Annotated in this window: 21 protein-coding genes and 1 pseudogene; 8 read left to right on the top strand and 14 right to left on the bottom strand. The window is 70.1% G+C overall.

Annotated features, from left to right (window positions below; translation table 11 throughout):
- Nucleotides 1-104: 104 nt before the first annotated feature.
- Complete coding sequence (locus tag PROPJV5_RS00620; RefSeq protein WP_119714416.1) at nucleotides 105-344, bottom strand: type B 50S ribosomal protein L31; 240 nt, start codon at nucleotides 342-344, stop codon at nucleotides 105-107.
- 71 nt (nucleotides 345-415) lie between these two features.
- Here PROPJV5_RS00620 and rpmB point away from each other — a divergent pair, with 71 nt between their 5' ends.
- Both rpmB and rpmG read left to right on the top strand, forming a co-directional pair.
- Nucleotides 416-652: a 50S ribosomal protein L28 gene (rpmB, locus tag PROPJV5_RS00615; RefSeq protein ID WP_119714415.1), complete on the top strand. Its 237-nt coding sequence runs from the start codon at nucleotides 416-418 to the stop codon at nucleotides 650-652.
- Nucleotides 652-825, top strand: a complete 174-nt coding sequence (gene rpmG / locus PROPJV5_RS00610; RefSeq protein WP_119714414.1) for a 50S ribosomal protein L33 — start codon at nucleotides 652-654, stop codon at nucleotides 823-825. Before rpmB ends, rpmG begins: the two co-directional genes overlap by 1 nt.
- Nucleotides 826-962: 137 nt before the next feature.
- Here the strand turns inward: rpmG and PROPJV5_RS00605 are convergent, their stop codons facing one another.
- A complete protein-coding gene (locus tag PROPJV5_RS00605; RefSeq protein ID WP_119714413.1) occupies nucleotides 963-2390 on the bottom strand; it encodes a glycoside hydrolase family 1 protein in 1428 nt (475 codons plus the stop codon).
- Nucleotides 2387-2563, bottom strand: a complete 177-nt coding sequence (locus tag PROPJV5_RS00600) for a CAT RNA binding domain-containing protein (protein WP_220474275.1) — start codon at nucleotides 2561-2563, stop codon at nucleotides 2387-2389. The genes PROPJV5_RS00605 and PROPJV5_RS00600 overlap by 4 nt, the downstream gene beginning before the upstream one ends.
- 279 nt (nucleotides 2564-2842) lie before the next feature.
- Between PROPJV5_RS00600 and PROPJV5_RS00595 the strand changes: the two genes are divergently transcribed.
- The gene (locus tag PROPJV5_RS00595; RefSeq protein ID WP_119714412.1) at nucleotides 2843-3562 is read left to right on the top strand and encodes a sirohydrochlorin chelatase; all 720 of its coding nucleotides are present in this window, start codon (nucleotides 2843-2845) and stop codon (nucleotides 3560-3562) included.
- A 93-nt stretch (nucleotides 3563-3655) separates the two neighbouring features.
- Here the strand turns inward: PROPJV5_RS00595 and PROPJV5_RS00590 are convergent, their stop codons facing one another.
- Genes PROPJV5_RS00590 through PROPJV5_RS00575 form a run of 4 tightly spaced genes read right to left on the bottom strand, consistent with a single transcriptional unit; the run spans nucleotide 3656 to nucleotide 7467 of the window.
- The gene (locus tag PROPJV5_RS00590) at nucleotides 3656-4414 is read right to left on the bottom strand and encodes an iron ABC transporter ATP-binding protein (protein ID WP_119714411.1); all 759 of its coding nucleotides are present in this window, start codon (nucleotides 4412-4414) and stop codon (nucleotides 3656-3658) included.
- Nucleotides 4411-5436, bottom strand: coding sequence for an iron chelate uptake ABC transporter family permease subunit (locus tag PROPJV5_RS00585; protein ID WP_220474274.1), 1026 nt, complete (start codon nucleotides 5434-5436; stop codon nucleotides 4411-4413). Before PROPJV5_RS00585 ends, PROPJV5_RS00590 begins: the two co-directional genes overlap by 4 nt.
- Entirely contained in the window at nucleotides 5429-6457 is a 1029-nt protein-coding gene (locus tag PROPJV5_RS00580; RefSeq protein WP_220474273.1) for an ABC transporter permease, read from the bottom strand. Before PROPJV5_RS00580 ends, PROPJV5_RS00585 begins: the two co-directional genes overlap by 8 nt.
- Complete coding sequence (locus PROPJV5_RS00575; protein ID WP_220474272.1) at nucleotides 6454-7467, bottom strand: siderophore ABC transporter substrate-binding protein; 1014 nt, start codon at nucleotides 7465-7467, stop codon at nucleotides 6454-6456. The genes PROPJV5_RS00580 and PROPJV5_RS00575 overlap by 4 nt, the downstream gene beginning before the upstream one ends.
- A gap of 375 nt (nucleotides 7468-7842) precedes the next feature.
- Here PROPJV5_RS00575 and PROPJV5_RS00570 point away from each other — a divergent pair, with 375 nt between their 5' ends.
- Together PROPJV5_RS00570 and PROPJV5_RS00565 are read left to right on the top strand one after the other, a co-directional pair.
- Nucleotides 7843-8382, top strand: coding sequence for a YbhB/YbcL family Raf kinase inhibitor-like protein (locus PROPJV5_RS00570; protein WP_119714645.1), 540 nt, complete (start codon nucleotides 7843-7845; stop codon nucleotides 8380-8382).
- Between the two features lie 84 nt (nucleotides 8383-8466).
- A complete protein-coding gene (locus PROPJV5_RS00565) occupies nucleotides 8467-9909 on the top strand; it encodes a L,D-transpeptidase family protein (RefSeq protein ID WP_119714409.1) in 1443 nt (480 codons plus the stop codon).
- Between the two features lie 68 nt (nucleotides 9910-9977).
- Here the strand turns inward: PROPJV5_RS00565 and der are convergent, their stop codons facing one another.
- Complete coding sequence (gene der, locus PROPJV5_RS00560; RefSeq protein WP_119714408.1) at nucleotides 9978-11330, bottom strand: ribosome biogenesis GTPase Der; 1353 nt, start codon at nucleotides 11328-11330, stop codon at nucleotides 9978-9980.
- Between the two features lie 291 nt (nucleotides 11331-11621).
- On the opposite strand from der, the gene PROPJV5_RS00555 reads away from it, so the two are divergent.
- A complete protein-coding gene (locus tag PROPJV5_RS00555; protein ID WP_119714407.1) occupies nucleotides 11622-12254 on the top strand; it encodes a GyrI-like domain-containing protein in 633 nt (210 codons plus the stop codon).
- Between the two features lie 60 nt (nucleotides 12255-12314).
- Here the strand turns inward: PROPJV5_RS00555 and cmk are convergent, their stop codons facing one another.
- From cmk to PROPJV5_RS13105, 5 genes and pseudogenes are all read right to left on the bottom strand, one after another.
- Nucleotides 12315-12983 (bottom strand): (d)CMP kinase, encoded by a 669-nt coding sequence (gene cmk / locus PROPJV5_RS00550; RefSeq protein WP_119714406.1) that lies wholly within the window; start codon nucleotides 12981-12983, stop codon nucleotides 12315-12317.
- Between the two features lie 175 nt (nucleotides 12984-13158).
- A complete protein-coding gene (locus tag PROPJV5_RS00545) occupies nucleotides 13159-14241 on the bottom strand; it encodes a prephenate dehydrogenase (protein WP_119714405.1) in 1083 nt (360 codons plus the stop codon).
- Entirely contained in the window at nucleotides 14241-14933 is a 693-nt protein-coding gene (gene prcA, locus PROPJV5_RS00540) for a proteasome subunit alpha (RefSeq protein ID WP_119714404.1), read from the bottom strand. The genes PROPJV5_RS00545 and prcA overlap by 1 nt, the downstream gene beginning before the upstream one ends.
- Nucleotides 14930-15754 carry a proteasome subunit beta gene (gene prcB / locus PROPJV5_RS00535; protein WP_119714403.1) on the bottom strand — a complete coding sequence of 275 codons (825 nt, stop codon included), beginning with the start codon at nucleotides 15752-15754 and terminating at the stop codon, nucleotides 14930-14932. The genes prcA and prcB overlap by 4 nt, the downstream gene beginning before the upstream one ends.
- Before the next feature lie 31 nt (nucleotides 15755-15785).
- Nucleotides 15786-17578, bottom strand: a pseudogene (locus PROPJV5_RS13105) (HAD-IA family hydrolase).
- Between the two features lie 190 nt (nucleotides 17579-17768).
- Here PROPJV5_RS13105 and PROPJV5_RS00520 point away from each other — a divergent pair.
- Nucleotides 17769-19016 (top strand): S49 family peptidase, encoded by a 1248-nt coding sequence (locus PROPJV5_RS00520; protein ID WP_182858502.1) that lies wholly within the window; start codon nucleotides 17769-17771, stop codon nucleotides 19014-19016.
- A gap of 45 nt (nucleotides 19017-19061) precedes the next feature.
- Here PROPJV5_RS00520 and metH read toward each other — a convergent pair whose 3' ends face one another.
- Nucleotides 19062-22544, bottom strand: coding sequence for a methionine synthase (gene metH, locus PROPJV5_RS00515; RefSeq protein ID WP_338047462.1), 3483 nt, complete (start codon nucleotides 22542-22544; stop codon nucleotides 19062-19064).
- A gap of 150 nt (nucleotides 22545-22694) precedes the next feature.
- Between metH and PROPJV5_RS00510 the strand changes: the two genes are divergently transcribed.
- Nucleotides 22695-23522, top strand: coding sequence for a PAC2 family protein (locus PROPJV5_RS00510; protein ID WP_119714398.1), 828 nt, complete (start codon nucleotides 22695-22697; stop codon nucleotides 23520-23522).
- The last annotated feature ends 136 nt before the right edge of the window (nucleotides 23523-23658 follow it).

The raw sequence follows: 23658 nt of genomic DNA, 5'->3' as shown, positions 1-23658 counted from the left end.
CAGGGCGGTCGCCGCCGCCCCGTCCCGACATTCGCCCGCCGCAGGACCGTGATCGCCCTGCGGCGGGCGAACCGCCTCCGGGGGAAGCCCCGCGAGAGGCCCGGTCAGCCCCCGTAGCGTCTCCGGAAGCGTTCGATGCGCCCCTCGGTGTCGATCTCACGGCTCCGGCCGGTCCAGAAGGGATGACTGCTCGACGAGATCTCCACGCGGACCAGCGGGTAGGTCTCGCCGTTGAACTCCACCGTCTCGTACGAACCGAGCGTCGAACGGGTCAGGAACATCTCCCCCGTCGCGTTGTCCCTGAACACGACGGGTTGATAAACCGGGTGAACGCCTCGTTTCACAGTGGTCCTTTCTTCTGATCATCTTCTGTGCTCTAATGATAATCATTCGCAATGATAACTGAGAGGGGATCATGAGCAGAAGGTGTCAGGTCAGCGGAGCGGGCCCCGGCTTCGGCAACAACGTCAGCCACAGTCATCGGCGCACCAGGCGCCGCTTCGACCCGAACGTCCAGACCAAGCGGTACTGGGTGCCGTCGTTGGGTCGGTACGTCCGGCTGCGCCTGTCGGCGCGGGCCATCAGGACCATTGACAGACGGGGCATCGACGCCGTCGTCGCCGACCTCATCGCCGCTGGGGCGCGGCTGTAATGGCCACGAGAAGGTCGGCCGTTTCACGGCCCACGATCATTCTCGAGTCCACCGCCGGCACCGGCTACCGGTACGTCACGACGAAGAACCGGCGCAACACCCCTGACCGGCTCGTACTTCGCAAGTACGACCCCATCGCTCGTCGCCATGTCGAGTTCAGGGAGAGGAGGTAGTTCTCTGGTGATCAACGGCGCCGTGGCCCGGCATGCGCACACCGGGCCACGGCGCCTTGTTTTCCTCGCGGGTGGCGTGAACCGTTCAGTCAGGTCGGGGACGGGGCAGCGCGCCGCCCGCGCCCTGCCTGACGGCATCAGGACCGCAGACTGGCACCATTGCCGGCGATGACTTCGCGGTACCAGTCGAAGGACTTCTTCCGGTACCTCTCCAGGGTGCCCGTGCCGTCGTCGTTGCGGTCGACGTAGATGAAGCCGTAGCGCTTGGACATCTGTGCGGTGGAGGCCGAGACCAAGTCGATGCACCCCCAGCTCGTGTACCCCATCACGTCAACACCGTCGGAGACCGCCTCGGCGACCTGGACGAGGTGGTCGTTGAGGTAGGCGATCCGGTAGTCATCCTCGACGGTGGGGGTGCCGTCGGGCCCGGGGACGAGTTCGTCGACGGCGCCGAGGCCGTTCTCCACGATGAACAGTGGCTTGCCCCAGCGGTCCCAGAAATCGTTCAGCACGATCCGCAGGCCGAGCGGGTCGATCTGCCAGCCCCATTCGGAGGCCTGAAGGGTGGGGTTGTTGACGCCGCCGAGCAGATTGCCCACGCTGGTTTCCACGTCCTGGGTGACTGTTGCGCACAGTGACATGTAGTAGGAGAGGGATACGAAGTCCACCGTGTTGTCCCGCAGGACTTGGCGGTCCTCATCGGTGATCTCGAGTTCCACGCCCTGCTCGCGCAGCGTGCGCAGGAAGTAACCCGGGTAGCGTCCACGGCAGTGAACGTCACCGAAGGCATAGTTCTCCCTCTCGGCCTGCTTGGCCGCCCACACGTCACGCGGATCGGGTGTGAGGGGGTAGAAGGGTGCGGCAAGGATCATGCAGCCGACCTTGAGGCCCGGGTCGATCTCGTGGGCGATGCGGGTGGCCGAAGCCGAGGCGACGAGTTCGTGGTGCATCGCCTGGTAGCGGTCCTGGGCACTCAGTTCCTCGGCCGGGGCGCCAATGCCTCCGGAGATGAACGGGAAGTGCGGCAGGGAGTTGATCTCGTTGAAGGTGAGCCAGTACCTCACGCGCTTCCCGTAGCGTTCGAACAGCGCACGGGCGTACCGCTCGTAGAAACCGATCAGTTTCCGGCTGGCCCAGCCGTTGTACTCCCTGGCCAGGTGCAGTGGGGTCTCGTAGTGACTGAGGGTGACCAGCGGCTCGATGCCGTACTTCTCCAGTTCATCGAGGACGCGATCGTAGAAGGCCAGGCCCTCCTCGTTGGGCTCGGTCTCGTCGCCGTTGGGGAAGATGCGTGACCAGGCGATCGAGAAGCGGAAGACCTTGAAGCCCATCTCGGCGAACAGGGCGATGTCCTCGGCGTAGCGGTGGTAGAAGTCGATGGCCTCGAGCTTGAGGTTGTCCGCCGTCGGCACCTCGGTCCGCGGCCCGGCGACGCCCTTCGGCGTGACGTCCTGGACGCTCAGGCCCTTGCCGCCGACGTCATGGGCGCCCTCGATCTGGTTGGCGGCGGTGGCGCCTCCCCAGAGGAAGCCCTCCGGGAAGGGCTGTGCGAGGTTGTCAGTCATGCTGTGGTGGTCCTTTCCTGCGTGGTGTTCTGTCCTGTGACGGTCAGTGCGGGGTCGACGGGGTCGCCGGATTTCTTCTTGAACCCGACACCACGCCCAGTGACGACCACCTCACGGCCCAGCTCGTCGCGCGCCAGGACCACATTGTTGTTGAAGACGCGCAAGACCTCCATCGGACACGAGGATATGCCAGGCCGGACACCGGCGGCAGAGCGTCCAGCTGGTTATACGATGTCCTCATGAACTGGCGCGATGTCTGGATGCTCGTGGGACGCCCCCACGTCGACTTCGCCGCCGTGTCCTCGGCGTTGTGTCGCTGCTGAACCCGAAGAGCCCCTCGGCTCGGGCCTGACCACGGGCCCCACTGGTCGGCCGCCATCACCGGTGTTGCCGGCGCCTTCCAACACACTCCGCAACACGATCGCTTCAGCAGCACTCCCCCATGAGGACACATGACCACTCTCACCAGTACACCCGCGAGTACATCCAGCGCTCCCGCCCCGACGTCGACCGGCCCCGCACTCGTCATCGCCCTGCACGGAACCCGAAACCCGGCCGGCCTGACCGGCGCCGAGCAGCTGAGTGAACGCGTCGCAACCCAACTGCCCGACGTCCGCGTCGGCGTCGGCTGGGTCGACGTGCACGAGGAGACCCTCGAACAGACCCTGCCCGCCGTCGGGCCGGCAGTCGTCGTCCCCGCCTTCCTGAGCGCCGGCTACCACGTCACCCACGACATCCCCGCAGCCGTCGAACGCACTCACGGCCTGGCCCGGGCAACCTCCCACGTCGGCGCAGACCTCGACGCGGCCCTGCGCGACCGGCTCGCCGAGGCCGGCCCGCTCGGCGACGGTGTCATCCTGGCCTCGGCCGGTTCGCGCCACGACACGGCGAACCGGGAGACCCGGGCCACGGCCAGGCGACTGTCCCGGCTGCTCGACCGCCCCGTCGAGGTGGGGCTGTTCTACGCGAAACACCCCAGCCTCGATGAGGCCGCCACCCGCCTGCGGGAGGCCGGCGCCACCGACATCAGCGTGTCCACCCACGCCCTGTTCCCCGGCCTCTACCAGCAGCGCATCGCCGCTCTCGGCCTGCCCACGGCCGAGCCCATCGGGACCCACGAGGCGCTCGTGGCGGCCATCGTGCGCCGCTACCTCGAGGCCCTGCCCGGCTGAGACCGCAGCAGGGGTGCCTGGAGGGCGGAGGCGTCCACGGCAGGCCGCCGGCAGCGGTGCCTCTCGACCGGGTCCGTCGTGCCGGGGACGGTTTCAGCCCCAGACCATGGCGACCCGGTGCCCGTCGATCTCGTGGACGGGCACGTCCATGCCGAACACCTCGCTGAGGCACTGGCGGGTCATGATCTCGGCCGGCGTGCCCTGCGCGACCAGTGCGCCGTCGCGCAGGGCCACCACGTGGTCGGCCCAGGCGGCTGCCATGTTGATGTCGTGCAGGACGACGATGATGGTGCGCTCCAGCTCGGTGGCGGCGGCGCGCAGCGTCGTCATCATCGACACCGAGTGCACCATGTCGAGGTTGTTGAGCGGCTCGTCGAGCAGCACATAAGGCGTCTGCTGGGCCAGCACCATGGCGACGAAGGCACGCTGGCGCTGGCCGCCGCTCATCTCGTCGAGGTAGCGCTCGGCCAGGTCCGCCAGGTCCATCCAGTCCATGGCCTCGTCGACGATGCGGTCGTCATCGGTCGTCAGGCGCCCATGGGTGTGCGGATAGCGGCCGAAGGCCACGAGGTCACGCACGGTCAGACGCACGTCCAGGTGGTTGTCCTGACGCAGCACGGACAGGGTGCGGGCCAGCTGCCCCGGGTGGGCGCTCGTCACGTCGAGACCGCCGACCGTGACACTGCCGGCGTCGGCGGCAAGGAGACGTGAGATGATCGACAGGAAGGTCGACTTGCCCGCCCCGTTGGCCCCGACGAGCGCCACGATGCCCCCGGCGGGCAGGTCGAGGGTGATGTTGTCGAGCACCCGGCGAACGCCATAGGACTTGGTGACCGCCTTGGCAGAAATCATGAGGGCCTCCTGGGGCGACGGATGAGCAGCGCGATGAGGACGATGCCACCGAGGAAGTCGATGACGACCGACAGCACGGTTTCGTCGCCGAGAACCTTGTGCAGGATCGTCTGGCCCGCGACGAGCACGAGCATGGCCAGCGCGATCGCCATCGGCACCGTGATGACGTGCCGATCGGTGCCCGCGGCCTTGTAGGCGAGGTGTGCCACGAGCAGGCCGAAGAAGGTGATGGGTCCGACGAGGGCGGTGGACACCGAGATGAGGATCGAGACGACGACGAGCACCCGGCGGGTGAGGCCGCGCTCGTCGACGCCCAGGCTGACGGCCGTGTCCCGGCCCAGCGCCATCACGTCGAGAGCACGCAGCCAGCGCCACGCGCACACCGTGGTGACCGCCACGACGGCTGTCGTGAACACCAGGAGCCGTGAGTCGATCATGTTGAACGAGGCGAACAGGCGAGACTGCAGGATCAGGTAGTCGCTGGGATCCATGATGCGCTGCACGAAGGTGGTGATGGCACGCAGCAGGGTGCCGACGATGACGCCGGCCAGCACGACCGTCGTCACCGAGCGTTTCCCCCTGAACACCGCGCCGAACAGCAGCAGCGAGAAGCCCACCATGATCACCGTGGTGAGGGTGAACCGCACGGTGCTTGGCAGCGACGCATAGCCGATCCCGCCCAGGAAGAGGATGAGCAGGGTCTGAAGCAGCGAGTAGAGGGCGTCGAATCCCATGATCGCCGGGGTGAGGATGCGGTTGCCGGTGATGGTCTGGAAGATGACGGTCGACAGCGCCGTGGCCCAGCCCACGACGAGCAGGGCGCCGAGTTTCGGGGCGCGGTAGGGCAGCACGAGCCAGGGGTTGCGCGCGTCGAGGACCAGGAAGACCGCGCAGGCGGCCAGGACGCAGACCAGGACGATCCCGATGCGCAGCGCGCCGTTGCGGTTCTGGGCGCGCCGCCGCGGGGACGGCACGCCCCTGGCCCCGGCGGGTTCGACGGTGGTGAGCAGGTGATCAGCCACGGTCCACGCTCCGCAGGAGGATGATGAGGAAGCCGGCCGAACCGATGACGCCCATGATGACCGACAGCGACACCTCGTAGGGGTAGCGCACGAGGCGTCCGACGATGTCGCAGGCCAGTGTCAGTACTCCCCCGGCCAGCGCCACCCAGGGCAGGGTGCGGCGCAGATTGTCGCCGAGCAGTCTGGAGGCGACGTTCGGCACGACGAGCCCCAGGAAGGGCAGCGTGCCGACGACGACGACCGAGATCGCCGTCGTGACCGAGGCGATGACGAGGGCCAGCGCGATCGTCCGTTCGTAGTGCAGGCCGAGCCCGACGGCGGTCTCACGGCCCAGGCCCGCCACGGTCAGGCGGTCGGCCGCCAGGTAGACCAGGACGACGAGTGCGGCGACGATCCACAGCAACTCGTAGCGGCCGGCCAGCACCGTGGACAGGTCACCGACCGTCCAGGAGCCGAGCGACTGCAGCAGGTCGTAGCGCCAGGCGAAGAACGTCGTGACGGCCTCGACGATGCCGCCGAGCATCATGCCCACCAGCGGCACGGTCACATCGCTGCTGGTGCGCCGGCGCGGCAGGGCCCGCAGCAGCGCGACGAACAGCAGGGAACCGGCCACCGAGAACACGGCGGCGCTGACCATCTTCCCCACGAGGGGCGCCGACGGGAACCAGATCGCCATGACGAGCAGGCCGCCGAGGGCGAACTGGGTCGTGCCGGCCGTCGTCGGCGAGACGAAACGATTGCGCACGGCCAGCTGCATGACCGAGCCGGCGACGGCCACGCACATGCCGGACAGGATCGCCGCGAGAGTGCGGGGCACCCGTGAGATGGCCAGCAGATGCACCTGGCCGGCGTCGAGCCGCGCCAGGTCCGACAGGCTGAGGCTCTGCGTGCCGGTGAACAGCGAGACGACGGACAGCACCACGAGGAGAGCGCCGACCAGCCCGGTCGCCCAGCGTGAACGGGCCCGTGCCGATGGAGGCGATGAAGCCGCACCGGCACGGGCCACGGGCGTGGTCGTCACTGCTCGAGGTCGGCCTTGATCTCGGCGGCCTGGGAGAGCGAGTTGTTCAGGCCTGCGCCGACGATGTACCAGGACGCGCCGGACAGGTAGAAGATCTTCCCGTTCTTTCCGGCGTTCGTGCCGTTGACCAGGTCGTTGTCGAGCAGCTCCTGGGCGGACTGGCCCTCCTGGCCGATCGTCGTGGCGCGGTCGAGGACGAAGAGCATGTCGGGGTTGGCCTCGGCGATGAACTCGAACGAGATCGCCTCGCCATGGGTCTGGGCATCGACGTCCTCGACGGCGGGAGTGACGCCGAACTCGTTGAAGATGACGTCCAGGCGCGAACCGGTGCCCAGTGCGGACACCGCATCGCCGTTGGTCAGCAGCGCCAGCCCGGTGCCCTTGTCGGCGGCGAGGGACTTGACCTCGGCCGCCGCCGTGTTGAACTCGTCGACCTTGCCCTGGGCCTCGGTCTGGACGCCGAAGGCGGTGCCGAGGATGGTGGCGAGGTTCTCCAGCGAGGCAGTCATCTCGACACTCGCATTGCGGCCGCCTCCGCCGCCCTCGCCGCCACCACGGCCTCCACCGCCACCGCCGCGGCGCTCGCCCTGCTCGGAGGAACCCTCGTCGGAGGCCGACTGCTCCTCAGCGGTGGACTGCTCGGCCGAGGACTGGTCCGAGGCGCTGGCTGACGCCGAGGCCGATTCGGCGGACTTGGCCGAGGCATCGATGGTCGGGAAGGACTCCGCCAGTGCCTCGTACGAACTCGCCGAGCGGTTGGCGACGATGACGAGGTCGGGCTCGAGTTCGGCGATGGCCTCGAGGTCGGGTTCGAAGAGCGAACCGACGTTGGTGTACTCCTCACCCTCGAACTTCGACAGGTCATCGGGGTAGGTGCTCTGGTTCTGGGGTACGCCGACGACGGCGCCGTCGACGCCGAGAGCCACCATGGAGTCGAGAACGCCGAGGTCGAAGACGACGACTTTCTCCGGCTTGGCGTCCAGGGTCAGCTCCCCTTGAGCGTGAACCACGGTGACGGGGTAGGAACCGGCACCCGAACTGGCTGCCGAGGATGAGGTGTTATCAGTGCTGTCGGAGCCGGAGCACGCGCTCAGGGCGGCAGCGCCCGCCGCAGCACCGGCACCAGCGAGAAGAAGGCGACGTGAAATGGCCACTGTGTTCTCCATCGATCGTGAGTGGCCCGGATTGACCGGGGTGGATGTCATCGTAGCTATGGGTAGCCTTATCTGTCTTCAAGAATGCTCACATGGTGACACTCCGGGCCCAGACGCCGGTGTTCCGGCTCGACGAGCCGCCCCGACCAGGGTCCCTCGCACGGTGTCCGCCGCTGATGCCGGCGGCGACGACGATAACCTTGGATGACCACCGTCGAGAGGATGTCGAAGATGACAGGAAACGATCCCTTCGCCACGATGAAACAGGTCCCGCCGCTGACGATCACCAGCACGACCGTACGCGACGGGCAGGAGTTCGGCCCGGCGCAGATGTCCGGTCTCATGGGCGTCACCGGGGGCGAAGACGTCTCGCCCCAGCTGTCGTGGTCGGGCGCGCCGGACGGCACCAAGAGTTATGTCGTCACCATGTACGACCCGGACGCCCCGACCGGTTCCGGGTTCTGGCACTGGGTGGTGGCGAACATCCCGGCCACCTGTACGAGCCTGCCCGCCGGCGCCGGCGACGACACCGGTTCCGGCCTGCCCGACCGCGCCCTGCAGCTGCGCAACGACGCGGGCAGTGCCCGGTTCGTGGGGGCCGCTCCCCCCGCCGGCCACGGTCCGCACCGCTACTTCCTGACGGTCTTCGCCCTTGACGTGGATCACCTCGACGTCGGGCCCGATGCGACGCCGGCCTTCCTCGGTTTCAACGTGTTCTTCCACACCCTGGCGCGCGGTTCCATCATCGCCACTGCAGAGATACCGGCCTGATCAGCCGGCCGGTCCTGGCCCGCCGGGGCCCACCACACCGTGGAACGTCCGGGTGGGCCAAGGCTCATCCCTTAGACTGCCCTGGTGGGCAAGGTCAAGTCGAAGAAGAGGACGGGGCTGCTCGTCGGGCTGCTGACGGTTGTCATCGTCGCCGCGGCGAGCGCCGTCGGGTACGGGCTGCGCACGGCTGATCGTGGCCTGCCGGGCGCGAGTGTCGCGGGGCAGTCGATCACCGGTGAGTCGATCGATGCCGTCCGTGAGTCGGTCGAGCAGCGCGCCGAGCGACTGGCCGTGGTCGTCACCCTGGACGGCCAGGACCATCGCGTGTCCCTGCCCGAGCTCGGCGTGAGCATCGACGCGCAGGCCACTGCCGATCAGGCCTTCGAGGCGAACAAGTCGGTGGCCGCGCGATTCGCCGCCATCGTTCACAAGAGGGACACGCCGGCCGTCATCACCGTCGACCAGGAGGTGCAGCAGGCCTTCCTCGGGGCACTGGCCGCCCAGCACGGCGCGACGGCCAAGGACGCGTCCGTCGTGTTCTCGGCGACTGACGGAGCCTTCTCGGTCACGCCCGGGGAGAAGGGCAAGGGCTATGACGTGAGTGCCATCGCCGACGCGGCTGCCGAGGCCGGCAGGTCGCTCAGTGACCAGTCACTGTCCCTGGAGCTCGCCGAGACCAATCCCGCCGTCACCACCGAGCAGGCCCGGGCCGCCGCCGACGCCGCCAACGCCCTCGTCGCCCTGGACGTCTCGGTCACCGGCACCGATGGCGTCGTCCTCACGGCGACCCCTGCCGACAAGGCCTCCTGGGTGGTCACCACCGATCAGGACGGCCGCCCCGTCACCGATCCGAGTCTTGACCGGGACGCCGTGGCCGGGTGGGTGGCCGATACCGCGGAGAGCACCAATGTCGCCCCGGTCAGCGCCTCCCGACTGGTGAGCGCCTCGGGTGAGGTGCTCCGCGTCACGGTCGAGGGCACGGACGGCATGTCGGTCAACAACGCGGCCGAGATCACCAGCCAGCTGCTCGACGCGCTCGACTCGGGCCGGCCCTACTCCGGCACCTTCACCTACGACACCGTCGAGGCGCAGAACGAGGACACGGTCATCGCCGACGGCGCCGAGAACCTCGCCCACCCGGCGGCTCCCGGCGAGCACTGGCTCGACATCAACCTCAGTGACAACACCGTCACCGCCTACATCGGCGCGGACCCGCAGGCCACCATGCTCATGGTGCCCGGCCGGCCGGGCATGGAGACCGTCACCGGCACCTTCCAGGTGTACCTGAAGTACGAGTCCCAGACGATGACCGGCACCAATGACGACGGCACCACCTGGACCGCCCCCAACGTGCAGTGGGTCAGCTACTTCTACGGCTCGTACGCCCTGCACGCGGCGCCCTGGCAGCCCTCGTTCGGCTGGAGCGGCCCGGGCGGGTCGCACGGCTGCGTGAACATGTCGACCGGCGACGCCCAGTACGTCTTCGACTTCGCGCCGGTGGGCACGACAGTGGTCAGTCACTACTGACCCGCCGGTTCGGCAGGGACGGGGCGAGCCCCAATCCTCCTTGCCCTCGGATGAGGCGGCGACTCCGGTCAGCGGTCCTTGCGCTTGGCCCGGGCGCGCACCTCGATGTGCACCGGGGAGCCGGCGAAGCCGAACTCCTCGCGCAGGCGGCGCTCCACGAACCGCACGTAGCCGGCGTCCAGCTGGCCCGAGGTGAACAGGATGAACGTGGGCGGGCGGTTCTGCGCCTGGGTGCCGAACAGGATGCGGGGCTGCTTGCCGCCGCGCACCGGGTGCGGGTTGGCGGCGACGACGCGCCCCAGGAAGGCGTTGAGCCTGCCGGTGGGGATGCGGGTCTGCCAGCCCTCCAGGGACGTGTCGACGGCCTTCGCCAGGCGCTGCACGCCACGGCCGGTCAGCGCCGAGATGTTGACGGTGGGCGCCCAGGCCCAGGCCTGCAGGTCGCGTTCGATCTCGCGTTTGAGGTAGCGCTGGCGTTCCTCGTCGACGAGGTCCCACTTGTTGAAGGCGATGACCAGGCCGCGGCCGGCCTCCTCGACGCCCGAGAGGATCTTGAGGTCCTGCTCGCTGACGGGCTCTGAGGCGTCGACGACGACGACGCAGATCTCGGCGCGCTCGATGGCGGCCTGGGTGCGCAGCCAGGCGTAGTACTCCGAGCCACTGGCCTCCTTGACGCGGCGTCGGATGCCGGCGGTGTCGATGAGCCGGAAGGGCTCGCCACCGATCTCGACGAGTTCGTCGACGGGGTCGACGGTGGTCCCCGACACGTCGGAGACGACGGAGCGCTCGGAGCGGGCCAGCTTGTTGAGCAGGGAGCTCTTGCCGACGTTCGGTTTGCCGACGATGGCGATGCGGTGCGGCCCGGCTTCCTCGTCGGCCAGCGGCGTGGCGGGGTGTTCGGGCAGCACCTCGAGCAGGTGGTCGAGCAGTTCCCCCGAGCCCCTCCCGTGCAGGGCCGAGACCGGGTGCGGCTCACCCAGGCCGAGGTTCCACATGGCCGCGACGTCGGCCTCGAACTGCGGGGCGTCGACCTTGTTCGCGGCCAGGACGACGGGTTTGCGGGAGCGGCGCAGGACGCGGACGACAGCCTCGTCCTCGTCGGTGGTGCCGACGGTGGCGTCGACGACGAACAGCACGGCGTCGGCCAGGGAGATGGCCATCTCGGCCTGCTCGGCGATCATGGCCCCCATGCCCTCGGTGTCGGGCACCCAGCCTCCGGTGTCGACGAGCACGAACTCGCGTCCGGCCCACTCCGCGTCGTAGCTGACCCGGTCGCGGGTGACGCCCGGGGTGTCCTGGACGACGGCCTCACGACGGCCGAGGATGCGGTTGACGAGGGTCGACTTCCCCACGTTCGGTCGCCCGACGACCGCCACGACGGGACGGGAGGGCGTTGCTGCTTCGGACGTGGGCTCGGACATGCCCTCAAACCTACTTGGTCGCAGAAGCCGGTGCGGCAGCGAGCAGGGCCGTGTCGTGTTCCCGACCCAGGTCGCGGCACCGGACGGTCCTGTCACCGGCACGGCCCGGGGCGGCGCCCCGCGGTGGCGCTCCGCGGCCCCGGCAACGGTGCGGCGGAGCAGCGGTTCCGGACACGCGCAAGTGGCGGTTCGCAGCAGGGGCCGGTAGAATCCAGCGCCTCCGCACGGGCGGCTCACGGGTGAGCGCCGCGCACCTCCACGGGCGGGACTCATGGAGGATCAGGAGGCGTCATGGCGTTCGACTACAAGAGGGAGTACAAGGAGTTCTACCTTCCGCCCAGGCGGCCGGTAACCGTCACGGTGCCCCCGATGAACTTCGTCGCGGTGCGCGGCAGGGGGGACCCCAACGCCGAGGACGGTGACTTCACAAGGTCCATCGACCTGCTGTACGGCATCGCGTTCACCATCAAGATGAGCAGGAGGGGCGACCACCGCATCGAGGGCTACTTCGACTTCGTGGTCCCCCCGCTCGAGGGCTTCTGGTGGCAGCCGGGCGGCGCGGGGATCGATCTCTCCCGCAAGGAGGACTTCGAGTGGACGGCGGCCATCCGCCTGCCCGAGTTCGTCACGGCCGACGAGTTCGCCTGGGCGGCCGGTGAGGCTGCCCGCAAGGAGCAGACCGATTTCTCCGCCGCCGAGTTCTGGACCCTCGACGAGGGGTTGTGCGTGCAGTGCCTGCACGTCGGACCCTACGACGACGAACCCGCGACCCTGGCGCTCCTGCACGAGTACGCCGAGTCGCAGGGCTACGTGCTGGACGGCACCGGTGAGCGCCACCACCACGAGATCTACCTGAGTGACGCGAGAAGGGTCGCGCCGGAGAAGCTCAAGACGGTCCTGCGCCAGCCGGTGCGCGAGGCGTGAGGCACGCCCGCACCGATCCAGACGTGCCGGCCCGCACGCGGTGCGGGCCGGACGGGCGGCTCAGCCCAGGTCCGAGGCCATCGCGATGACCGTTCCGATCACCTCGTCGAGGCCCAGGTGGGTGGTGTCCAGCAGCCTGACACCCTCGGCCGGGGTCTCGAACTGGCTGACGGCGGAGTCCTTGCGGTCCCGGTCGACGATCGACGAGACGACCCGCTCGTGCCCGGCGGCGCCGGCCAGCTCGGCCTCGCGGCGGGCGATGCGGGCGGCCGGATCGGCCACCATGAGCAACCGCAGCTGGGCCTGCGGCCACACGACCGTGGTGACGTCGCGTCCCTCGGCGACGATCCGGGCGGAGTCGGCGATGATGCGGCGCATCTGGCCGGTCAGCAGCTCGCGGATCGGGATGACGCCGGCCACCGCGCTGACGTGCTCGGCGATCGCCGGCTCGCGGATCGCGGCGGTGACGTCGTGCCCGTCGACGACGACCCGCGGATCGGCGGGGTCGAGCACCATCTGCAACTCGGCGTTCCCGGCGCGCTCCAGCATGGCGGCCGGGCTGGTCATGTCGATGCCCCCGACCATGCACGCCCAGCTCATCGCCCGGTACATCGCGCCGGTGTCGAGGTAGTCCAGCCCGAGCCGGGTCGCCACTCCCCTGGCGGTCGACGACTTGCCGGCCCCGCTGGGCCCGTCGATGGCGATGACGAGTTCGTTGTCCTGGGCCATGGGATGCGTGCTCCTCGCTCGTGCTGCGGCCGCGCCAGGTCGGGTCGTCGGCCGCACCCAGGTTAGGGCCATGCGGCGCCGGGCGCACATCGGCCGGCTGAGGAGTCGACAAATCGCCTGGGCGACATCCGCCTCACCCCACGACACGGGCGGTCCGGCCCGGCGGCCAGGAGACTCAGGACCGCAGCGTCCAGCCCTTCTCGCCCATCGCCTCCCGCAGGTCCTGCGCCTGCTCGGCCTCGACGGTGATCGACAGGTAGCCGACCTCGCGGTCGTAGCCGTGCTCGATCGACAGGTCCTCGACGTTGACGCCCTGACCCATGATGTCGACGAAGAGCCTGGCCAGCGCACCCGGCGTGTCGGGGATCTCGACGGTGACGTGATCGAGGGTCGTACTGGCCGGGCGTCCGTGCTTGCCGGGCAGCGCGGCGACGCCGACCCGCCCGCGGGCAATGAGGTCACCGATGGTCCTGATGTCGTCCAGGCCGGCGATGAGCCGGTCGAGGTCGTCACGGATCGCCTTGAGCTGGGTGGCGATCTCGGCGCGGTTGCCGGTGATGATCTGACGCCACAGGGCGGGGTCGGAGTTGGCGATGCGGGTGACGTCGCGCACGCCCTGCCCGGCCAGGCGAAGGTCCTCGGAGGGCACGTCGGCGAGGCGGGCCGCGGTGAGCGAACTCATGATCTGCGGCACGTGGCTGGTCTCGGCCACGGCGCGGTCGTGGTCGGCCGGGGCGCATCGTACGAGGCGGGCGCCGCAGATGCCGATGAGTTTCTCGACCGTCTGGACCGCCTCCGCGGAGCCGGTGCCCTCGGCGAGCACCCAGGTGCGGTCGACGAACAGGCGGGGGCGGGCGGTGAGCGGGCCGGACAGCTCGGAGCCGGCCATCGGGTGCGAGCCGACGTAGCGTCGCAGGTCGGTGCCCATGGCCTCCAGGTCGGCCAGGATCGGCTGTTTGACGCTCGCCACGTCGGTGACGGTCGCGTTGCGGTAGTGCTTGATGGCCTGCGCGACCGTGGGGGCGACGACGGCAGGCGGGACGGCCACGACGACGAGCCGCACCTTGGCGGCCATGGGCGCCTCCACGGACCCGGCGCCGACACCGGCGGCGACGACGGCGTGGGAGCGGTAGCGGTCGCGCAGCCTCACGTCCACGCCCGCCTCGGTGAGCGCGCAGCCGATCGAGGCGCCGATGAGGCCGGTGCCGATGATGACGGTGGGGCTCAGTGCGTCGGCGTCGGGATGTTTCGGCGCCATCAGCCCTCGTCCCCCACGAGTTCGGTGATGCGGGGGCCGTCCAGGCGCACGAAGGTGCGGCGGCGGTCCAGGCGGGACCGGTCGAGCAGGGCGACCTCGAGCTCCCCGAGGCTCACGTCCCCGCCGGTGCGCAGCGCCGCGACGGCGGCCCGCAGCGTCTCGGCGAGGGAGCCGTTCACGTCGTAGCCGTTCTGCAGGGCCTCGACGATGGGTTCGGCGCGACCGCCTATGACGGTGAAGTCGTCGGCCTGGGTGACCGAGCCGTCGAAGTTGATGACGAACAGGCGGTCCAGTTCGGGTTCGGCCCCCAGTTCGGCGACGCACAGCTGCACCTCGAAGGGCTTGTCGGTGCCGGAGCTGAAGGATGTGCCGAGGAGCTGGGCGTAGGAGTTCGCCAGGCCGCGCGCGCTCACGTCGGCCCGGTCGTAGGCGTAGCCGCGCAGGTCGGCGTAGCGGATGCCCTGCACCCGCAGCGCCTCGAACTCGTTGTACCGGCCGACGGCCGCGAAACCGATCCGGTCGTAGATCTCGGAGATCTTGTGGAGGCTGCCCGAGGAGTTCTCGGCGACCAGGACGATGCCGTCGGCGCACCGCAGGGCGATGACCGATCGGCCGCGGGCGATGCCCTTGCGCGCGAAGTCGGCCCGGTCCTTCATCATCTGGTCGGGTGAGACGTAGAACGGCATGCTCATCGCGGTTCCTCCCCCGCTCCGTCCGGGCCGGTCCTGCGCTGCTCGATCATGGCCTCGACGAGGGAGCCGACCCGGTCCGGCGTCCACTCGTCGAGCCCGTCCGGTCCGACGGAGGCGATGGTCGGGTAGATGGCGCGCACGATGTCGGGTCCCCCGGTGGCCGAGTCGTCGTCGGCGGCGTCGAAGAGGGCCTGCAGGGCGATCATGGCGGCCCGTTCGGCGCCCAGGCCGGGGCGGTAGAGCTTCTTCAGGGAGCCGCGGGCGAAGGCGGCGCCGGACCCGATGCAGGCGAAGGACTCCTCCTCGTAGTGGCCGCCGGTGGCGTCGTAGCCCATGATCCGTCCGCTGCCGGTCCGCGGGTCCCAGCCGGCGAGCAGCGGGACGACGACGAAGCCCTGCATGGCCAGGCCCAGGTGGTCGCGGATCAGGCCGCCGAGCCGGTTGGCCTTGCCGCTGAAGCTGAGCGGGGTGCCCTCGATCTTCTCGTAGTGGGCCAGTTCCACGCCGAACAGCTTGGCCAGGTCGACGGCGAAACCGGCCGAGCCGGCGATGCCGATCAGTGTGCTCTCATCGGCGGCGAAGACCTTGCGGATGTCTCGCTGGGAGATCTGGTTGCCCTGGGTCGCGCGGCGGTCACCCGCCATGAGCACGCCGTCGGCGTGGACGACGGCGAGCACGGTCGTGCCGTGGGCGGCGAGCTGCTCGCCCTGGCCCGGGTGCGGAAGGGTGCCTGGGCTGGTCCGGGCGACGAGGTCGGCGAAGGATTCGTTGGCCCGGGTCCAGAACTGTCCCGGATCGTGGGGACTGGCGTGGTCGATCATCGTTCTCAGCCTATCGGGCTATCGGGGTGGGTCAGTGGCCGCGGCGGCGCAGCGCCTTGCGGATGGCCGGTGGGATCAGCTCGGAGTCGTCGGTGGCGCGGCTGCGGTTGGCCTCGAGGTGCTCGGCCGCGACATTGCGCGGGATGGGCCCGTCGTAGTCGGGCCCGTAGGCTCCCGGCGCCGGGCGGCGCTTCTTCACCGGCGCCAGGACACCGGGCGCCATGCGGCGGCTGATGACGAGGAAACCGGTGTGGGCGCTCGTGCCGTGGCCCGGACGGATCGCCAGGCCCTCGGCGTGCCATTCCCGCACGGTGGTCTCCGTGATCGCCGGCTCGATGAAGCCGCCGTGGTGGCGCAGCTGGTCGGCGACGCGGCCCATCTGGGTGGTCGTGGTGACATAGCAGCACAGCAGGCCGCCGGGGACGAGACGCTCGGAGACCGCGTCGATGCAGTCCCAGGGCCGCAGCATGTCGAGGATGGCCCGGTCGACGGGTTCATCGGTGATCGTCTCGGCCAGGTCGCCGACGGTGATCGTCCAGCCCGGGTGCGGGGCGCCGAGGAATTCCTCGACGTTCCCGCGGGCGACCCGGGCGAACGTCTCGCGGCGTTCGTAGGAGTGCAGCGTGCCGGTGGGCCCGATGGCGCGCAGCAGGTACAGGCTCAGGGCGCCCGACCCGACACCGGACTCCAGGACACGGGCGCCGGGGAAGACGTCGGTCCACAGCACGATCTGGGCCGCGTCCTTCGGGTAGATGACGGCGGCCTCGCGTGGCATCGACACCGTGTACTCGTGCAGCAGGGGGCGGAAGACGGTGAACTCCAGACCGCCGACGGTGCTCACGACGATGCCCTCCGGACGGCCGATGATGTCGTCGTGGGCGAGGGCGCCCTTCGTCGTGTGGAAGACGGCCCCCTCGGCGAGCAGCAGCGTGTGGCGGTGCCCCTTCATGTCGGCGAGCGTCACCCGCTCACCGGCTTGGAGTGTTCCCCGCCGGACGCCGGACAGGTCGGCTGGATCGATGCTCATGTGCGCCTCTCGTGATCAGGCTGCCCCGCACCGGGCGGGACCGGTTGCCAAGACTAGTTGCTCCGCCGTGCCGGTCCACTGCGGCAGGTGGCGCGTCCCCCGGTTCAGACGGCGTTGACGTCGTCGGGGACGGGCTCGTCCAGGTGGGCCCGGACGGCGCCGTCGAGTTCGTCGACGGTCAGGCCCACCAGCGAGGTGCGGCGCAGCTGGCCACGGGTGGCGGGCAGGGGCACCACCGAGGGCACGCCGATCACCTGGGCGCCGGCGCGCTGGCCGGACTCGCACCCGGTCGGCGAGTCCTCCAGGACGACGCAGCGGTGGGGCCGGACGTCGAGCAGGCGGGTGGCGAGCAGGTAGCCGTCCGGGGCCGGTTTGCCGTGGGAGACCATGGGGCCCGCGACGACGGCGGCGAACATGTCGGTGGCGCCGATCACTCTCAGTCCCGCCTCGATGAGCCTGGCCTGGCTCGCCGAGACGATGGCGTTCGGGACACCGGCCGCGCAGGTGAGTTCCAGCAGTTCCAGCACGCCGGGCATGGGCGCCCCCTCGGCGAGCAGGCGCTCCACGACGACGTCGGTGACACCGTCGTAGACGTCCCAGGCGGTCAGCGACGGGTCTGCGCCGTACTCGACGAGCCGGTCGCGCATGGCCTGCCCCGATGTCGTCCACGCCGCGCCGGCATAGCTTCGGGACTCCTCGGGGAGCCATGGGGCTCCCCGGCTGGTCACGTACTCGATCTCCGCGGCGAACCACATCGGCTCGGTGTCCACCAGGGTGCCGTCGAAGTCCCACAGCACCGCTTCGAGAGCGAGCCCGCCGGCGTCCGGCGTGTTGAGTGAGGAAGTCACGGCGTCGATTCTCTCAGCCCCTCCCCAGCGGGCCCAAGTCGTCCCGCCGGAAGGCCCAGCAGCGTCCGGCGGAGATGGCGTGCACCGGGCCGTGGCGGTTAACCTGCTTTCATCGAGCCCGCGAGACGAAGGAGTCATGGTGAGCGCATCCGACGACACCGGCCCCGCACCCGAATCGGACAACACCAGGACCACTCCCCGTCAGGCCCCGGACGGCGCCCGGCCCGCACCGGCCGGCGCCGAACCGAACCCGGCCCCTCCCCCGCCCGGGCCGCTGCTGGTCGCCGGCGGGCCGAGGCCGTCGAGCTTCAAGCGCGGCTTCGGCGCCGGCGCCGGCGCCGCCCTCGGTATCGGCGCCGTCGTGTGCGCGCTGAGCCTGCTGAACATCCTCGGATTGGTCGCGATGCTCGCCATCGCCCGCCCGAGCAGCGCCAATACGAGTGCCGACACGTCGACGACGAAGACGATCTGGGGTGAGCCCGGCGCCTCCCACACGCTGCGGGCCATCGAGGTGACCGGCACGATCGCGACGAGCGGGGAGTCCACCAGCTCGCTGTACACGAGCACCACCTACGGCTACGACGTGGCCGACATCATCGACGGCCTCGAGGCCGATGACGCCGACGGGCTGCTCCTGCTCATGAACACCACGGGCGGTACGATTCCCGGCTCCCGCGCCATCGCCATGGCCGCCGAACGCTACCGGGAACGCACCAGGCACCCCGTGATCGCCTATGTCACGGGCCTGTCGGCCTCGGGCGGCATGTACGCGATGGCCGGCGCCGACCACATCTACGCGGATCAGGGCACCCTCATCGGTTCGATCGGCGTCATCATGGGCCCGTTCGCCCACTACAGCGGCGTCACCCAGATCGACAACGGAATCCTCTCGGGCGGTGTCTCGGCGGAGTCGATCGAGCAGTTCTACCTGACGCAGGGCACCGGCAAGGACTTGGGCAACCCGTACCGTGACATGACCGAGGAGGAACGTGCCACCTACACCGACGGCATCGCCCGCGAGTACGACGTCTTCGTCCAGTGGGTCGCCGACAACCGCGGCATCAGCACCGACGTGATCCGCGACGAGCTGGGCGCCTACCTGTTCGACGCCCAGACCGCCGTCGACAAGCACCTGGCCGACGCCGTGCTGGGCCGGGAGGAGGCCTTCCGCCAGGCGGCCACCGACGCCGGGGCCGACCCCGGCGACACGAGGATCATCACCGACACGACGCCCGGCACCCTGTCGCGTCTCTTCGGCGCCGATGCCTCGCGGGTCTTCGCGCACGGCCGGCCGATGACCTCGGGGACGGCCACCAGCGAGCTGTGCACGTCGGCGACCACCGTCTTCGCGTGGTCGGCCAACCCCATCCAGGCCTGCGGGGGCTGAGTACGACCGCGGCGGCGGGCCGGCCCGCCGGATCCAGCACCCCGCTCAGCGGACGTTGAAGTAGCCGGCCTGCGGGTGCGTCAGGACGATCGCGTCGGTCGACTGCTCCGGGTGCAGCTGGTGCTCGGCGCTCAGCTCGACACCGATCCGGTCCGGGCGCAGCAGGTCGCGGATGATCTGGCGCTGGGCCAGGTCGGGGCAGGCGCCGTAACCGAGGCTGTACCGTTCGCCGCGGTAGTTCTGGCCGCGCAGTGCGGCGGTGACGTCCTCGTCGGCGGCCGCGATGCCCAGTTCGACACGCATGCGGTGGTGCCACAGTTCGGCGAGTGCCTCGGCGAGCTGCACCGACAGCCCGTGCAGTTCCAGGTAGTCGCGGTAGGAGTCGGACTCGAACAGCTCCCTGGTCGCCTGCGACAGGCGCGGGCCCATCGTGACGAGCTGCAGGCCCAGCGTGTCGGGCCCGAACCGCTCCGCCTCGGTGCGGTCGCGGAGGAAGTCGGCCAGGCACAGCCACGGGTCCCGGCTCTGCCGGGGGAACTCGAAGCTCGCCACGACGGCGTCGAGGTCGCCGGGGCGGTCCGGGTCGACGACGTGGACGCTCCCGCCCTCGCTCCAGCAGGGGAAGTAGCCGTAGACGACACCCGGCACGGCCCACTGCTCGGCCCTGATCCGGTCGAGCCAGGCGCGCAGGTGCGGCGTGCCGTCGGTGCCCACGACGTCCTCGTAGGAGCGGTCGTCGTCGGCCTTCAGCCCCCAGCGGCCCCGGAACAGTGCCCGCTCGTCGAGCCAGGCGACGATCTCGTCCAGGCCGATGCCCTTGGCCACGCGGGTGCCCCAGAACGGTGCCGCCGGCACGTCGACGCCGCCCGGGACGGGCCTGGTGGTCCGTGAGCGGGCGGGGGCAGGCTCGGCGGGCGGCCCCGGCTTGACCGGGACGCGGCGTTCCCGGGGGGCGGGCAGAGCCGCGTCCCGGTCGCCGTTCTTGACGGCCATGACCGTCTCCATGAGCGCAAGCCCCTCGAAGGCGTCCTTGGCGTAGCGCACCTGGCCGCTGAAGGCGCTCGCCAGGTCCTGCTCGACGAAGCCGCGGGTCAGGGCGGCGCCGCCGAGCAGCACCGGGTACTTCTCCCCGAGGCCGCGCCGGTCGAGCTCGGCGAGGTTGTCGCGCATGACCATCGTCGACTTCACGAGCAGGCCGCTCATGCCGATGGCGTCGGCGTCGTTGGCCTCGGCCGCGGCGATGATCTCGTCGATGGACTGCTTGATGCCCAGGTTGACGACCTTGTAGCCGTTGTTCGAGACGATGATGTCGACCAGGTTCTTGCCGATGTCGTGGACGTCGCCCTTGACCGTGGCGAGCACGAGGGTGCCCTTGTCGGGCCCCTCGGTGGCGTCCATGAACGACTCGAGGTGGGCGACGGCCTGCTTCATCGTCTGGGCCGAGGCGAGGACGAAGGGCAGTTGCATGCGGCCCGAGCCGAACAGCTCGCCGACCTCCTTCATACCGCCCAGCAGGTCGTTGTTGATGATGTCGAGCGGCTCGCGGGTGGCCAGGGCCTCGTCGAGGTCGGCGGTCATCCCGTCGGCCTCGCCCTCGACGATGCGGCGGTGCAGCCGCTCGGACAGCGGCAGGGCCGCGAGCTCGGCAGCCCTGCCGGCCCGCACGTCGGCGGTCGAGACGGACTCGAAGAGCTCGAGCATCCGGGCCAGCGGGTCGTACCCGGCGCTGCGGCGGTCGTACAGCAGGTCGAGGGCGGCCTCGCGCTGGGCGTCGGGGATGCGGTCCATCGGCATGATCTTCGCCGCGTGGACGATGGCGGAGTCCAGCCCGGCCCGGACCGCCTCGTGCAGGAAGACCGAGTTGAGCACGACACGGGCCGCGGGGTTGAGGCCGAAGGAGATGTTCGAGATCCCGAGCGTGGTGTGCACGCGCGGGTGGCGCCTGGTGAGCTCGCGGATGGCCTCGAGGGTCTCGATGCCGTCGCGGCGGGTCTCCTCCTGGCCGGTGGCGATCGGGAAGGTGAGGCAGTCGACGAGGATGTCCGCCTCGTCCATGCCCCAGTCGCCGGTGAGCGTGGAGATGAGGCGCTCTGCGACACGCAGCTTCCACTCGGCCGTGCGGGCCTGGCCCTCCTCGTCGATGGTCAGGGCGACGACGGCGGCGCCGTGCTCTGCGACCAGCGGCATCACCTGGTTGATGCGCGAGTCGGGGCGGTCGCCGTCCTCGAAGTTGACCGAGTTGATGATGGCGCGCCCGGCAAGGTGCTCCAGGCCGGCGCGGATGACCTCGGGCTCGGTGGAGTCGATCATGACCGGCAGTGTCACGTCGGTGGTGAAGCGTGCGGCCAGAGCCGCCATGTCCTGCCTGCCGTCGCGTCCGACGTAGTCGACGCACAGGTCCACCACGTGGGCGCCCTGGCGGGTCTGGGCTCGGGCGATCTCGACGCAGCCGTCCAGGTCGCCGTCGAGCATCTTCTCGCGGAAGGCCTTGGAGCCGTTGGCGTTGGTGCGCTCCCCCACGGCGAGGTAGCTGGTGTCCTGCCTCAGCTCGGTGGGCGCGTAGAGGCTCGAGACGGCGTTGAGGTGATCCGGGTTCCGGTCGGCGACCGGGCGGTCGGCGCCGATCGCCTCGCGCAGGGCGGCGATGTGTTCGGGGGTGGTGCCGCAGCACCCGCCGACGAGGCCCAGGCCGAAGTCCTGCGTGTACTCCAGCAGGTTCTCGGCGAGTTCGTCGGGCGTCAGCGGGTAGCGGGCGCCGGTGAGGGTGATCTCGGGCATGCCGGCGTTCGGCATGGCCATGAGCCCGCAGCGGGCGTGGGCGGACAGGGCCCGCAGGTGCTCGCGCATCTCGGCGGGCCCGGTTGCGCAGTTCATGCCGATCATGTCGATGCCGAGCGGTTCGAGCGCGACGAGGGCCGCGGTGATCTCGCTGCCGACGAGCATCGTGCCGGTGGTCTCGACGGTCACCGAGGCGATGATGGGCAGGTCGACGCCTGCCCTGGCGCAGGCGCGCCTGGCGGCGATGACTGCGGCCTTGGCCTGCAGCAGGTCCTGGCAGGTTTCGAGCTGGATGCCGTCGATGCCCTCGGCGATCATCGCGACGAGCTGGGTCTCGTAGGCCGTGACGAGGGTGGTGAAGTCGATCTGGCCCAGGCTCGGCAGCTTGGTCCCGGGCCCCACCGACGCGGTCACCCACCGCTGGCCGGGGGCCTCGTCCGCGGCCCGGCGGGCGAGGCGGGCGCCCGCGCCGGCCAGCTCGGCGATGCGGCCGTCGAGGCCGTACTCGGACAGGTTCGCCCAGTTGCAGCCGAAGGTGTTGGTTGCGATGATGTCCGAGCCGGCGGCCAGGTAGCCGTCGTGGACGGCGCGCACCACGTCGGGGCGCGTGAGGTTGAGCATCTCGTTGCAGCCCTCGGCACCGCCGAAATCGGCGCCCGTCAGGTTCCAGTTCTGCAGCATCGTGCCCATGCCGCCGTCCCCGACGAGGACTCGGCCGGCCAGGGCCTCCCGCAAACTCAACGTGTCCACCCGCCCAAGCGTATGCGGGCCGGGCGGCTGTTCTCGCCCGGCGCACATCTGGCGAACGGCTCCCGGTCGCGCCATCAGCCCCGGTCGCCGCCGGGCGTCAATACTGCGCGGAGCCGGCGCCGCGTTGGAGCCGGTCATTACCCTTGAGGCATGGCCGAGTCAGTTGAGTCGCGCATGCCGTCCGTCGTGATCGCCGCCTTCGAGGGCTGGAACGACGCCGCGGACGCCGCCACTGGCGTGATCAGGCATCTGGCGAGCACCTACCCCACCGAGCTGCAGTACCGCCTCGACTCCGAGGAGTACTACGACTTCCAGGCCACCCGCCCGCGGGTCGAACTCATCGACAACGAGCCGCAGATCAGCTGGCCGGCCACCGAGGTCTCGCTGTGTCACCTTCCGCACCGCGACGCCCTGCTCATCTCGGGCCCCGAACCGAACATGCACTGGCGGTCGTACTGCACCTCGCTGGTGTCGGCGATCCGCTCGGCCGAGCCGGAGATCGTCATCGTCCTGGGGGCGATGCTCACCGACTCGCCGCACTCGCGTCCGCTGCCGGTCAACGCGTCGTCCAGTCATGGTGGTCTGACGACAGAACTCGGCATCGCCCCGAGCGACTACGAGGGTCCGGTCGGCATCGTCGGCGTGCTGGCGGACGCCTGCGATCGGGTGGGCCTGACCTGCGTGACACTGTGGGCCTCGGTGCCGCACTACGTCGCCACTCCCCCGAGCCCGAAGGCCACGCTGAGCCTGCTGACCCGGGTCGAGGACCTGGTCGACGAGGCGCTCGACCCGGGCGAGATCCCCGAGCTGGCGCAGGCCTGGGAGCGCGGGGTGAACGAGCTGGCCAGCAATGACCCGGACGTCGCCGAGTACATCAGTGACCTCGAGGAGCAGCAGGACGCCGAGGAGCTGCCCGACACGACGGGCGACACCCTGGCGGCCGAGTTCCAGCGCTACCTGCGCCGGCGCAACCTGTGAGGGGCCGTCCTGCCCGGTCCGGACCACCCGGAACCATCGACAAGGCGACGGGCGAACACGGAGCAGCGCCCGCCGTCCGGCTGGAACCCCGCGGCGCCCGGGACCGGGGGCGGATCGCACCAACTGACCACCGTGG

The organism is Propionibacterium ruminifibrarum, assembly GCF_900289195.1.
Taxonomy (GTDB): Bacteria; Actinomycetota; Actinomycetes; order Propionibacteriales; family Propionibacteriaceae; genus Propionibacterium; species Propionibacterium ruminifibrarum.
Note: the sequence above shows the minus strand (reverse complement) of the source record. Positions and strands in the feature narration are given on the sequence as shown.